The following is a 14,578-nucleotide window of genomic DNA, read 5'->3' as shown; positions in this document are numbered from 1 at the left end:
ACATCTTTATTTATAAGGGTTTTGGCGCAGCATCGTTTCTTTTTGTGAAATTGTTTTTTGTAACTGGAGCGTTTTTGGTTTTAGATTTACCGCTTAAAAAACTAAAATCAACTTGGTTTTGGGATTTGTTTGCCATTATAGTTTTATCCATTTTATTCGGATTTTTTGCTAATTCGTTACCCGAACTTGGTGGAACAATTGGCTATGAAATGAACTTGTTTTTTCAAGATTACATTGGAAAAATCGGAACTTTATTGGTTTTAGTTTTCGGAATTATTATCTACTTATTATTCAAAATTAAGATTTCACCAGATAGTATCAAAACGTTTTTCGAGAAGAAAAAATCGGAAATGAAAGACGAGTTAACTCCAGTTGTAAATGCAATTAATGAAAATGGCGCTGGATACAATTTGGAAGAATTTGCAATTGATGATAAGGATGAAGAAGCCGATTTTAATTTGGAAGACATTGTTTTAAAACCTGCATCGCAATTTGAAATCAACAAAGAAGCATTAAAACCGACCATTTCTAGCTATTCTGAAATCGAATTGGAACCGAGTTTAAAATCGCAACCTAAAATTGTTGAACCAGTTACTCCTACTCTTTCGGTTACTCCAGCAGAGCCTGAAATTATTAAAACCAACGATGAAGCTTTTGTAATTGAAAAAGCGCAAGATGAAGATATTGTTGAAGAAAATTTAGCATCACGACTTGTAGCTGACTTTGGTTTATTCGATCCAACTTTGGAACTATCAAATTATAAATTCCCAACAATTGATTTATTGAAAGAATATTCAAGTGTTGGAATTACAATCAACCAAGAAGAATTAGAAGAAAATAAAAATCGAATTGTAGAAACGCTTCGTAACTACAAAATTGATATTGCTCAAATTAAAGCAACCGTTGGACCATCGGTAACGTTATATGAAATTGTTCCCGAAGCCGGAATTCGTATTTCAAAAATTAAGAGTTTAGAAGACGATATTGCGCTTTCATTATCGGCATTAGGAATTCGTATCATCGCTCCTATTCCAGGAAAAGGTACGATTGGTATTGAGGTTCCAAATAAAAACCCAACAATGGTTCCGATGAAAACCGTGATCTCTTCTGCTAAATTTCAGGAAGCCGAAATGGAATTACCAATTGCGTTAGGAAAAACAATTTCGAACGAAACCTTTGTATTTGACCTTGCCAAAATGCCTCACCTTTTAATGGCTGGAGCAACAGGACAAGGAAAATCGGTTGGTTTAAATGCTGTTCTAACTTCGTTATTATACAAAAAACATCCTGCCGAAGTGAAGTTTGTTTTGGTCGATCCGAAAAAAGTAGAATTGACACTTTTCAATAAAATCGAAAGACATTATTTAGCAAAATTACCTGATTCTGAAGATGCAATTATCACTGATAACAGCAAGGTAATCAATACTTTAAATTCGCTTTGTATTGAAATGGACAACCGTTACTCTTTATTAAAAGATGCGATGGTTAGAAACATCAAAGAATACAACGAAAAATTCAAATCTCGAAAATTAAATCCAGAACACGGACACCAATTTCTACCTTATATAGTATTGGTTGTCGATGAGTTCGCCGATTTAATTATGACTGCCGGAAAAGAAGTGGAAACACCAATTGCGCGTTTGGCTCAATTAGCTCGTGCTATCGGAATTCACTTAATTATTGCCACACAAAGACCATCGGTTAATGTAATTACAGGTATGATTAAAGCGAATTTCCCAGCAAGAATTGCCTTTAGAGTAACATCCAAAATTGATTCAAGAACGATTTTAGATTCTGGTGGTGCCGATCAATTAATTGGTCGTGGAGATTTACTGTTTTCAAATGGAAATGATTTAATTCGTGTGCAATGTGCCTTTGTGGATACGCCAGAAGTTGAAAAAATTGTAGAATATATTGGTTCACAAAAAGCCTATCCTAATGCTTTTATGCTTCCAGAGTTTATCGGCGAAGATAGTGGCGTAAAATTAGACATCGATATTTCTGAACGAGATGCCCTATTTAGAGATGCTGCAGAAATAATTGTTACCGCTCAACAAGGTTCGGCATCATTATTGCAAAGGAAATTGAAACTAGGCTACAACCGCGCCGGAAGATTGATAGATCAATTGGAAGCAGCCGGAATTGTTGGCCAATTTGAAGGCAGTAAAGCAAGAAGTGTAAACATTCCTGACTTGGTTGCTCTCGATCAATTTTTGAACAATGAACAAAACAATTAGTAAAATGAAACGATTATTTTCAATTGCACTTCTATTAATTATTAGCATTTCTGTAAATGCACAAGACAAAAAAGCTAAAGCACTTTTAGATGATGTTACGGCTAAAGTGAAAAGCTATAAAAATATTGCTATCGATTTTAAATACACTTTAAACAATGCTAAAGAGAACATAAATCAGGATAGCAAAGGAAATGTAACTATTGAAGGCAACAAATATGTGTTGAATTTTATGGGCGTAACTAAAATATATGATGGTAAAAAATCATATACTATTATTCCTGAAGACGAAGAAGTTACTGTTTCTAGCGTAAATGATTCTGATGATAAAGCCATTACACCAGCAAAAATGCTAACTTTTTTCAATAGCGGATACAAATATTACATGGATATTCCACAAAATGTAAAAGGAAGAAAAATTCAGTACATAAAATTGATTCCGAACAGTGCAAAAGACCAACGTAAAGAGATCTTACTTGGTATTGATGTACAGACGAAACACATCTATAATCTTATTGAAATTGGAAAAAACGGTACAAAAACAACTTTGACTGTTAATTCTTTTAAAACAAATCAGCCTTTATCAAAAAATCAATTTACCTTTGTGGCTAGTAAATATCCAAAATACTACATCAATAAATTAGATTAGCCCTTTGTGAAAATATTAGATAAGTATTTATTAAAAACATTCTTGATTACATTTACCACGGTATTTGTAATCTTGTTTTTTATATTCATATTGCAAACCGTTTGGTTATTCATCTCAGAACTAGCCGGAAAGGATTTAGAAATACTATTGATTTTAAAATTTCTATTATTTGCAATGCCAAGAATTATTCCAATGGTATTGCCACTTTCAGTTCTTTTGGCGTCCATCATGACTTTTGGGAACTTAGCCGAAAACTACGAATTTGCCGCAATGAAATCTTCAGGTATTTCGCTTCAAAGAAGTATGCGAAGTTTAACCGTATTTATTGTATTTCTGAGTGTGATTGCATTCGTATTTGCAAATAATGTAATTCCGTTTGCCGAATATAAATTCATCAATTTTAGACGAAATATTGCTCAAAGAAGTCCAGCAATGGCTATAGCCGAAGGGCAATTTAGTGAAATAGGAAACTACACTATCAAAGTCGACAAAAAATCGGGTGACAAAGGAAATTTATTAGATGGCGTTCTAATTCATATAAAATCTCCAAATGGTGATGGAAACAAAACCGTCATTAAGGCCAAACGCGGCGAACTTATAAGTAGCGAATCTTCCAATACTTTAAAGTTAGTTCTTTTCGATGGAAACTATTATGAAGACATCACTCCAAAAAAATATGAAGAGCGTGAGCGAATGCCATTTGCAAAAGCCACTTTTAAGAAAGATGTAATCAACATTGATTTGTCTAAACTTAATACAAATGTTGAGACCGGAGAAATTGCCAATACCAATACAATGCTTAACGTTGGTGAGTTAAATTACACCTTAGATTCGTTAAATACCAATTATAAAAAAGATATAAAATCATTTACTGAGAATATCTATCAACGAATAAACATCAACAATAAATCCGTAAATTTTAGTATTGCTGATTCAACTATTCAAACAAAAAAGACCAATTTCAATAAAGATCTTCTAGCCGATTTAGACACTGGTAAAAAAACGCAAGCAATAAAATACGCTATAACAAATGTTGAAAGTACTGTTTTTTCTATTGAAAGTTCCAAATTTGAAATGGAAGAAAAACAGAAAAATATCAACGGACATTGGATTGCACTATATGAAAAATTTGTAATTGCATTTTCATGTATTTTGATGTTTTTTATTGGCGCACCACTTGGAGCAATTATTAGAAAAGGTGGTTTAGGAATGCCAATTGTATTTGCTGTAACCATTTTTATAATCTTTCACTTCATAAACACTTTTGGTAAAAAACTGGCACAAGAAGACGGAATTACTCCATTTTTAGGAACTTGGATGTCAACTATTGTTTTAACTCCGCTTGCAGTATTGTTAACTTACAGAGCAATAAAAGATATTGGAGGCGTAATTAATTTAGATGTCATATTAGTTCCGATTCAGAAATATTTAGCTTCAAAACAAAACAAAACTTTAGCAACTCAAACTGTTAAAGAAGAACAAATTTCAATTAAAGAAAGTGATTTAATTTCAAGTGAAGTTTCTTCAAATACTGAAAAATCAATCTCAGGTAAATCAGATATAAATTCATTGGTTTTAGAATATTATAAAGACACTAAAATCACTTTGATTATTTATGCAATCACGTTTGTTGTATCGATTATTGCACTTTTTATAAGTTCGATTGTAACTGTACTAATTTTGATTGTATCAATCCTAGTTCTTTCCTATAAAATCTATACTACACAAAGAAAACTCGATAAAATTGGAAACTTACGCAACACTAAATTTGAACCAGGAATAGAGATTTCTATTACTTTAGGATTCCCTTTTTATCCAATCATCTATTTTTACAATAAAAAAGAGCTCCAAAAAGCACTTCAAAACACGGATAATTAATTTATCTACAACACAATTACAAATGTCAAATACTATACAACTTAACACAATAGAAGAAGCCATTGAAGATATCCGTCAAGGAAAAGTGATCATCGTGGTGGATGATGAAGATCGAGAAAACGAAGGCGATTTTTTGGCTGCAGCCGAAAAGGTTACACCAGAAATGATCAACTTTATGGCAACTCATGGTCGCGGATTAATTTGTGCGCCACTTACAGAAAGTCGTTGCAAGGAATTAGGATTGCACGCTATGGTTAGCAACAATACCGATCACATGGAAACTGCTTTTACTGTTTCTGTTGATTTAAAAGGAAATGGAGTTACTACAGGAATATCGGCTTCAGACAGAGCAAAAACTATTCTTTCATTAGTTGATGAAAATACAAAACCGCACGATTTAGCGCGCCCAGGACACATTTTCCCATTGGTTGCTAAACAAGGTGGTGTTTTAAGAAGAACTGGTCATACAGAAGCTGCAATTGATTTTGCAAGACTGGCCGGATTTAAATCGGCTGGAGTTATTGTAGAAATCATGAATGACGATGGTACAATGGCACGCTTACCACAATTGGTAGATGTTGCTAAGAAATTCGATTTAAAATTGGTTTCTATTGAAGCATTGGTGGCTTACAGAATGCAACACGATAGCTTAATAGTAAAAAAAGAAGATTTTGATATAGAAACTCGTTTTGGAACATTTCGTTTGAGAGCGTATGTACAAACTACCAACAAACAAGTGCACATTGCCTTAACAAAAGGAACTTGGAATGCAGACGAGCCTATCCTAACTCGAATAAACTCATCACAAGTAAATAATGATTTATTGGGAACATTGACCAACAATGCCGACCAACAATTGGATGACATGTTTAAAGTAATTAATGAAGAAGGTCGCGGAGCGGTAATATTCATTAATCAGGACATGCAATCGGTAAATCTATTACAGCGAATAACCGAATTAAAAACATTGCAAAGTCAAGGTGTTATGAAAGCTCCAAAAATCATTATTGATTCCAAAGATTTCGGAATTGGAGCTCAAATTTTACATGATATTGATATTTCTAAAATACGACTAGTTTCTAATACAGAGCAAACAAAACGTGTTGGAATGATTGGATATGGCTTAGAAATTATAGAATATGTAAATTATTAAAAAAATATTTAAAAAAAATACTATCTTAACCTAAAGAAAATGAAACGATTACTTTTTTAAACAAAAATTAATCGTTTTTTTATTTAAAATCTATTTGGAAAACAAAAAAAGGTTCTTATATTTGCACTCGCAATGAGGAATTGCACACGCTCAAACTGGAGAAATGGCAGAGCGGTCGAATGCGGCAGTCTTGAAAACTGTTGACTGTCACAGGTCCGGGGGTTCGAATCCCTCTTTCTCCGCCAGTAGAAATACAAACGGTACTAAAACCCACTAAATTCAACAGTTTAGTGGGTTTTTTCATTCAGGGCTATATCAAATTATTCATTAAATCTCAAAGTTTAGGTGTCTTTAAAGGTGTCACTAAAAAATTAAATTTTAAGTGACACCTCGAAACGAAAGCACCGCTACTACAAGGTGTTCAATAACATATTCAAAAAATATACATCTTGTGTGTAGTTTTTAAATCGAATAAATTTAATACTAACTTTAAGGTCACCAACAATGAACACATCAGTATCAATTCTCTTCTACATCAAAAGAGCAAAAGTCAACAATTTAGGAGTTTGTCCAATCTACACTCGAGTTACAGTCAATGCTAAACGTTTTGAGTTTAGCACCAACAAATACATTAATCCTGAAAAATGGTCCTCAGAAGGTAGCAAAGTAAAAGGTTCTACAGAAGAAGCTAGAACAATCAATAGTCATCTGGATTATTTAAAAAGTCAAGTTTTAGAAGCAGAAAAGAAACTTTTCAAAAAAGACATTAATCTTACTTCTGAAAATCTAAAGAATGAATTATTTGGTTTATCAGAAACTAAACGTATGCTCGTTCCTATCTTCCAAGACCACAACAACAAAATTAAAGAATTGGTTGGCAAAGAATACGCTCCTGGAACATTGGAACGTTACACTACTTCATTGAAACACACTATTGAATTCATGCAGTGGAAATACAATGTTTCCGATATCGATATTACAAAAATTGATCATGCTTTTATAACCGATTACGAATTTTGGTTAAGAAGTGTTAGAAATTGTGCTAATAATACAGCTGTCAAATACCTAAAAAACTTCAATAAAATAATCAAGCTCTGCTTGGCCAATGACTGGCTTGATAAAAATCCATTTGCAAACTATAAATCAAAAGTTAAGGAAGTTGAACGAGTTTATCTTACCGAAGCTGAAATACAATCGATAATTGAAAAAGAATTCAAAACAGAAAGACTCTCTCTAGTGCGCGATATCTTCCTTTTCAGCTGCTTTACTGGTTTAGCATACATAGATGTCAAAAACTTAACAAAGTCACATATAAGCTTCGGTATTGATGGTGAGAAATGGATATTCACTCACAGGCAAAAAACGGAAAGTGCTTCCAAAATTCCAATCCTTCCTGTTACACAAATGATACTTGACAAATACGAAAATCATCCACAATGTAATAACGAGGATAAACTACTTCCCATCCTATCCAACCAAAAGATGAATGCGTATTTAAAAGAAATAGCCGGTGTTTGTGGAATTGAAAAAGAGCTAACCTTTCATATTGCTCGACATACTTTTGCAACTACCGTTACACTTACCAATGGCGTTCCTATTGAAAGCGTAAGCAAAATGCTCGGGCATAAAAATTTGAGAACTACACAACATTATGCGAAAGTATTGGATAGAAAGGTAAGTGAAGACATGAAAATTTTGAAAGAGAAACTTTCATGTACAATAAATGTCAAACAAAAGATAATATAATATTAATTTGAGTTTTTATAACTAACCATCTTATAATATCTATACATGTGATCATAGATCAAACACTCGTACGTTCTTTGTTTAGATTGGTATTGTCTGTTAATCATCATATGAATGTGACTGACTAAAAATGAATTTAACGGAATTTGAATATTGGATTTTATACTTGGAACTAGCAAATTAACTTTGCACTGTTTTTCATAAATAGCTTCGAAAAGTTCTGCAAATTCATTATCAACTTTCTTGGATAATAAAGCGTCTATTTCAACGGACAATTCTCTGTAATTTTTGTCAAATTCCTTTTTTAACTGTTTATCAACGTTGAATTCTTTTTTAAAAGATTCTTGCAGATTATCTAACAATAATAATTTATCATTAATAGTTAAATGGAATGAATTCAGAAAGCTATCAATAGCCAAAAAGCTAAAAAGTAATTGAGTCTCCTCTTTTTCAAAATATTGTTTTAAAGCAACATAATTTAATATCATTTCACTATCAAAATAAAAAATACTTTCCGATTCCATAATTGTACCTGCGCCATATCTTTCAATTTCTCTCTGATAAGTATCTGTTTGTAGTTTCCAAATTACATCGGATTCTATTAATTCGTCAAATATAGGGTAGAGTTTTTTAATTACTTCGGTAACGTTCTCAACACTTTCGCAATTAAATCTAATTCTAATATGGTCATCGGGATCATTATATCTAATGAAAAACCACTTACTAATTGTTTTATTTTCTAGGAGCGATTCAATAACAGGATTTAATTTTTCAGTTAAAATATAATCTGCTGTGTTTACTCCTGTATATATTTTATAATAAAGCCATTCACTTCCTAAAGAAAAACTTCTTTTCATTTTACAGGGCTTTTTCATTATAAAAAGACACTATAACTTGATTGGTAAAACCTTCATCAATAGTGTTTTTTACAATACAATCTTCAGTAAAAAGAAACTCCTCTAGTATTATTTTGTTGATTGTTTTTACTGATTTAAAAAATAGTTTAATCCCTATTTCTCTTTCTAAGTCCAATAATAGAGTATTGTCATGTTGTACATAATTTACATATCTTGGAATGTTTTTATTATTTTTCCAAATAGAAAATTTGTTAAGTAAATTATAATCATTTAAAGCATAAAACTCTTTTATTTCATCTAACTTAACTTTCCATTTTGCTTTTGAAACAATCACATCTTTGTAGTAAACTCTTGGAAAAAATGAGTAATGAGATTCTAAAACACCCCAACTAAAACTAAATATTGGTTTGTTACCTTGAGACTGTAAATCACATAAAAAATGATAAATTGGTAACGAATTCTTTCCATAATTATGTGCATTTGACAAACAAGGTATTATTTCTTTATTAAGTTTCCTTGATCTCAATATTATTTTGTTGTTTTGGATAGATACCATCAAATCATTAATGTCTATTTTAAAGTCAGAATTCACATCTGAATTTGATAAGTAAGGAATTTCATATTCTCTAAGTATTGGTCTCCTTAAAATATTTCCTGTTCGAGCCTCTGGAATATGAACTACTTCAGCTAGGATTTTATCATTATAATATACTTTTTCCTTTTCAATAATTTCATTGGTTAAATCCAATATAGATTCATTTATATTACAAAATCTTCCTAATAATTTAGCTGCGCTCATGCCTCCTGAGGTATCAAATATAATTTGCTCTTGATTATCATTTTTAATTAATTCAATCATTACAGAAAATGTTGCAGGAATAGAAGTAGCATCCAATGCAAAACTTGGAAAATCATTCTCGCTGATAGATATATGCAAGGATTTATTTAAAGTTGATTCGTACAGTTTTTTTTGAAGTAGATAGTCAAAATTTGTCCAAGTCTCAATAATGTTTTCACTTTCTTTCTTGTAAAATGAAAATTTGTCAAGTATAGGATTAGTGTCTTTCATTTCATTATTTAAATAACCAATTCCTAACTCAGAATCTAATACTTGTGCCAATGGCATTTCTCTTGATTCATATCGTTTTTCATAAGACTTGATAAAATTAGATTGATTTATAGAACTTTGGCTTTTATTTATACTGTTTAAAAAAGTAATGGTATGTTTTACTTTTTTAGAAACAGAATAATTGATGGTGTTAACAATTGTTGAAGTGTTCATATCAATTTGAAAAAGATACTTGTCCTCATAGTTAACACCTAATTCATTTATTAATTTTTTTATTTCAAAATTGACATCATTAACAGGACGAATAGTTTCATCAAGTAGAATAAGTTGATTTTTGATTTTTTCTATTATTTGCGATTCCTTTTTTAGTGTTGGAATTTCATAAATAATATCTAAAACTCTTTGTAATTCATCAAAACCAGTAATTGTTGATTCTAAATTACTTACTAATATCTGTGAGTCAATTAATTCATTTATGAATTCAAAAGCATCTTCATTTTCTGAAGGATCAGAAACCAATAGTTCAACCATTCTATCAATCGTAAGTCCTTTTCTGACTTCTTCTAGTAACATCTCTAGGTAATCTGATTTTCTTATGGCATTAATTGCATATTCTCTTTTTTTATTTACATACTTATACTCAACATATCTGTAAAACTCCGAAATTGAATAAAGGGAACTATTCTGAAAATAAGTAAGAAATGGTTTTACATCATTTCTTTTGAAAAGGTCATGTAAAAGAGATGACCAAAATTGCATATCAAATTGCGTAACTCTTGTGAAATGTTCTTTTGTAGTTAAGGCAATATAAGTTTCATTATTAAATGAGCCAACAGAACAACCTGCAAACAAACCAAAAGGAGTGCAACGAGAACATATTCTACCTAAGTATTTTAAGAGTGAAATTTCTAAGGATTCTTTTTTATCAATTGAAAAGCCTTTTGGATCTGAACTATATTTGTTTAATGCTTCTACTAAATCTGGTGATGCTATTGTTATGGCTTCTTTTAAAAATTTATCATTGTAGATTGATACTAATTTATCAAAATCATACTTATCTACTAATTCTTTATAAACTGATATGGAAAACGAAGGAGTTCTTAAAACATAATTTTGAAATGATTTTATTGCTGCTCTATTCATTTCACTTTTTTAGCTTGCTCATCTGCTTTGCCATTTTCATGGCATTAAACACATTTAATACTTTTCCCGACTTTGATAACTCTTTAAAAGGTATTTTTTTGCCTTCGCCATCAGGTACCAAAACATCTATGTCATAGGATGTCCCAGACTCTAAAATAATTTGTTTTACTTCTTGAACAGTTAATTTTGGGTAATGCAACCATAGTAAAGCAGCTGTTCCTGAGACCATTGGTCCCGAAAGAGAAGTTCCAGAATCAAATCTGTATTTGTTATCGGGTATCGTGGTGTATATTTCTTCTCCTGGAGCAAATAAATCTACATTTTCTTTACCATAATTAGAAAAGTTAGAAACAAATGAACTATCTAAGTTTTTGCTTATTGAACCAACATTAATAAAATTAGAACTAAATTCTTTAGATCCAGAGCTATACTCTTTATCTGTAGGGTATTTTGGATTTATATCTATATCGTAACCATCATTTCCAGCACAATGAACTAGTAAAACATTGTTTTTTTCTGCATATTTTATTGCTTCAAAAACTAATTCTTTATCGACTGAAAAATCTTGGGTAAAGGACATATTTATAACTCTAGCCCCATTATCAACAGCATACCTAATTGCTAGAGCAACATCTTTACAATATTCATCTCCTGATGGTACAATTGTTATTGGCATTATTTTAATATTGCTAGAAAATCCATTAATACCTATCGCATTAGTTCTATTAGCTGCAATAATACCCGATACTTCTGTATTGTGTGTATTGAAAGAACGAATACCTTTTATCTTATAATTTACATTATTAGACCCGTATCCTTTCTTAAATTCATCGGTTGCTCCATCTATAAATAAACGTTCATTATAGTCAATATTCAAATTTTTATTATAGGATGAGTCCACCTGTTCTTTCATATCAAGCACCTTATCTAACGTTTTCTCATCCTGTTCAAATCTTACTCTCATAAAATCAATTAATGCACCTAAATCTTGATCTTTATCCAAACGTCTTTGACGGAAAATTTTATCATTAATTTTATATATTTTATACAAACTATCTAACTGTTCATAAGTGTAATCTTCCTTTGGAAAAAAGTGTTTGAGAGTATCTTTAGATTTTGGAAAAAAATCAACAGCATAAATCAATGAATTTAACCAATTTTCATACTTTGCTCTTTCTGATTTTAATTTGCTTGAAGCTCTTAAATATTCATTATAATTATTCAGTTCTTCAGCAGTTATATCTTCTTTCTTTTTATCTCCAAAAATAGGCTGCCATTTTCTTACATATCTTACATATGAATAGTTGGCCCAAACTACATAATTGCCACTTTTTGTACCAAGATAATTCCACCCATTTACATCATCGATGTAGCCGTTATCATCATCATCAATTTTATTATCTGGAATTTCCTTTTCATTTGTCCATAATTGACCTTTCAAATCCTCATGCTCAAGATCTATTTGAGTATCAATCACTGCAACTATAATTTTATGTTTAGCACTCGTTTTATTAATAGAATACCATTTATTCAATGAAATCCCTGGTATTCCATCAAGGTGATTATCCAATTGATGCCATGTTTGCAATTCTAAGTTCGATAATTTATCTGCTACTACAACTTTTGACTTAGTCTCTTTTATTGCTTTACAGCCCATGCATAGCAAAAAAGAAACCATTAATATATTTATTGACTTCATTCGTTTTTTTTTTAAACAACCTTCACTTTTTTTTAAAAGAGAAGGTTGAAAGATTATTGATTATCCATTACCACCACCACCTTGACCTCGCACAGTTTTAGTAACTTCACCTCCGCCAATTGGGTCATCGCCTAATTCACCACTTAATCCGCCAACAATTTTTCTCATTGTTGAACTTTTCAATTTAGCTACCTCAAATTTCTCTAAAGTAAACCTACTTTCTTTTTTAGTTTTCATAATTATTAATTTAAATATTTGACACTTCAAATATATTTTAATGATGTGTCATTTTACAGAAAAAAAAGCAAGTACTTATCGGAATTCGGGAATTTCGAGTTTTATATTTCTTTAATTCCTTGATAATTAGCCTATTTTATTTTCTAGCTCTTTTATGAAATAACTGGGCTTTAATCCTGTTTTTTTAAAAAATGCTGTCGAAAAGGATTCGGCGGTATTAAATCCATATTCAATAGCAAGTGCTTGTAAAGTAAATTTTCTCGCTATTTTACTCTCTTGTAAATTAAGTACGGCATACTCAATTCTTAAATCGTTTATATAATTTACGAAAGTTTTGTTTTTGTATTCATTTACAATCGTTGATAATTATTTGCTATTAGTTTCAAAATCCTCTGACAGCATTTTTACGGACACTTTACTGCTTAAAAATCCTTTTTCATATTCAAAAGTTGCTAACTTTTTTAGAATAAGTGACACAATTTCTTCATTAATAGTAACTTCTTTGATTTTATCTTTGCTGAGTTGATTTTCTTCGTTCGAAATAGCTATAGATTCATTGGTATTTATAATTGTTTTTTTCTCTTTTGTTGTATTGGATTCTGCAATGATTTTTTCAAACCTTAAACGATATATTCTCTTACTACGTTGTTGATAAATAACCAATGCAATAATAATTAGTAATAGGCATAAAATGCCCCAATAATAAAACTTGGTTTTGTTCTTTAACGACGCTATTAAACTTTCCTTTTCTTTCACTAAATGTGGGAAATCATATTCTTTTTGTAACAACTTGTTTAATTCTTTATAATTCTTTTGTAAAGTACTATCAATGGTCATATATGTAGTTATATACTTTAACTGATTATTCTTGTCTCCTACTCTTTTAAAATATTTTATCAGATAAAAATAGCCGTCTGTAAATTCAGGTGTCATTATTTTTTTATCAAGTTGGTAAATAGAATCAACCCTTTTATAATTAATTAATGCTTGTTTAGTATTCTTAAGACCTTCATAAGCTTTGCCAAAATAAAAATAGGAAGCAAAAACGTTATCACTATTATTTAATTTTCTAAGTTTGGGCAAGGCATTATTTATGCTGTCAATTGCCGCTATGTAATTTTTTTTTAAAACTTGATTTGCTCCTTCATTTAAAACAAACATGTATTGAAAACTATCATTATTTGTAGATTTGGACACAGCATATCCTAGCTTGTTATAATAAGTGCACGAATCAATTTTCTTCAAAGATTTATAGACATCAGCTAATCCAAAAATTGCATACAGATAATTTTGTCCATATTTTTTGTCTTTTATGTATTTTGTTTTGAAGTAATTAAAACATTCTTGGTACACAATTAATGCTTCTTCAACCTCTCCTAAATTCTCTGATTTAGAAATGGCTATATTCTCTCTAATTACATAATAGTAATCAAGATTATTTCTGCTTGCGAAATCTTCAGCTAAATTATAGTTTTTAATCGCCTCTTTAAAACGATAATCCTTCTCTAAAAAGATACCTTTGTCGCAATAAGCGGCGGCAGGGAAATATTTATCGCTGTAATTATTTTTAGAATATTTTATAACACTATCAAGTAATTTGAGTGTTTTTTTATTGTCAATATCATATTCTAATAGCGCGAACCAGTAATAACCTTTGGCAATATTGATATTACTTTTTTCTTTTTTACCTTTATTTAAATATAAAGTTGCGTACTTTACTTTCTCTAATTTATTGGTCGATTTGTTGTAATGTTCTTTTAAATCATCATAACTCATCTTCTTTAAATCCTCTTTATTTTTAACTTGCCCACACAAGCAAACAGAAAAAAGAAAAATAAATAGTTTTATCAATCCATTTTTTTTCATAAATAATTATTTATAGTAGTCTTGGGGAGAAACAACTTATTTAGAGC

10 protein-coding genes, 1 tRNA gene and 1 pseudogene are annotated in these 14,578 nt (G+C 30.5%); 6 read left to right on the top strand and 6 right to left on the bottom strand.

What is annotated here, in order from left to right; translation table 11 throughout:
- From DIU01_RS09390 to DIU01_RS09365, 6 genes and pseudogenes are all read left to right on the top strand, one after another.
- Window positions 1-2,237 (top strand): DNA translocase FtsK (locus tag DIU01_RS09390; protein ID WP_290833807.1); only part of this gene is annotated, 2,237 nt, incomplete at its 5' end.
- Window positions 2,221-2,883 (top strand): outer membrane lipoprotein carrier protein LolA, encoded by a 663-nt coding sequence (locus tag DIU01_RS09385; RefSeq protein WP_290833806.1) that lies wholly within the window; start codon window positions 2,221-2,223, stop codon window positions 2,881-2,883. The genes DIU01_RS09390 and DIU01_RS09385, both read left to right, overlap by 17 nt.
- A 6-nt stretch (window positions 2,884-2,889) precedes the next feature.
- A pseudogene (locus DIU01_RS09380) lies at window positions 2,890-4,305 on the top strand (LptF/LptG family permease); the annotation flags it as partial.
- A gap of 478 nt (window positions 4,306-4,783) precedes the next feature.
- Window positions 4,784-5,914: a 3,4-dihydroxy-2-butanone-4-phosphate synthase gene (ribB, locus tag DIU01_RS09375; protein WP_290833804.1), complete on the top strand. Its 1,131-nt coding sequence runs from the start codon at window positions 4,784-4,786 to the stop codon at window positions 5,912-5,914.
- A gap of 157 nt (window positions 5,915-6,071) precedes the next feature.
- Window positions 6,072-6,159 (top strand) — tRNA-Ser (locus tag DIU01_RS09370).
- A 259-nt stretch (window positions 6,160-6,418) separates the two neighbouring features.
- Window positions 6,419-7,660 (top strand): site-specific integrase, encoded by a 1,242-nt coding sequence (locus DIU01_RS09365; RefSeq protein WP_290833802.1) that lies wholly within the window; start codon window positions 6,419-6,421, stop codon window positions 7,658-7,660.
- A gap of 2 nt (window positions 7,661-7,662) precedes the next feature.
- On the opposite strand, the gene DIU01_RS09360 is transcribed toward DIU01_RS09365, so the two are convergent.
- The 6 genes from DIU01_RS09360 to DIU01_RS09340 form a co-directional block, all read right to left on the bottom strand.
- The gene (locus tag DIU01_RS09360; RefSeq protein ID WP_290833800.1) at window positions 7,663-8,517 is read right to left on the bottom strand and encodes a thiopeptide-type bacteriocin biosynthesis protein; all 855 of its coding nucleotides are present in this window, start codon (window positions 8,515-8,517) and stop codon (window positions 7,663-7,665) included.
- 1 nt (window position 8,518) lies between these two features.
- Window positions 8,519-10,729, bottom strand: coding sequence for a lantibiotic dehydratase family protein (locus DIU01_RS09355; RefSeq protein WP_290833797.1), 2,211 nt, complete (start codon window positions 10,727-10,729; stop codon window positions 8,519-8,521).
- Between the two features lies 1 nt (window position 10,730).
- Entirely contained in the window at window positions 10,731-12,428 is a 1,698-nt protein-coding gene (locus DIU01_RS09350) for a S8 family serine peptidase (protein WP_290833795.1), read from the bottom strand.
- Between the two features lie 60 nt (window positions 12,429-12,488).
- Complete coding sequence (locus DIU01_RS09345; protein WP_290833793.1) at window positions 12,489-12,665, bottom strand: hypothetical protein; 177 nt, start codon at window positions 12,663-12,665, stop codon at window positions 12,489-12,491.
- A 126-nt stretch (window positions 12,666-12,791) separates the two neighbouring features.
- Window positions 12,792-13,022, bottom strand: coding sequence for a helix-turn-helix domain-containing protein (locus DIU01_RS15600; RefSeq protein ID WP_367221920.1), 231 nt, complete (start codon window positions 13,020-13,022; stop codon window positions 12,792-12,794).
- A 9-nt stretch (window positions 13,023-13,031) separates the two neighbouring features.
- Window positions 13,032-14,531, bottom strand: a complete 1,500-nt coding sequence (locus tag DIU01_RS09340; RefSeq protein ID WP_290833791.1) for a hypothetical protein — start codon at window positions 14,529-14,531, stop codon at window positions 13,032-13,034.
- Window positions 14,532-14,578 lie beyond the last annotated feature (47 nt).

The sequence above is a fragment of the Flavobacterium sp. genome (genome assembly GCF_003525665.1).
Taxonomy (GTDB): Bacteria; Bacteroidota; Bacteroidia; order Flavobacteriales; family Flavobacteriaceae; genus Flavobacterium.
Note: the sequence above shows the minus strand (reverse complement) of the source record. Positions and strands in the feature narration are given on the sequence as shown.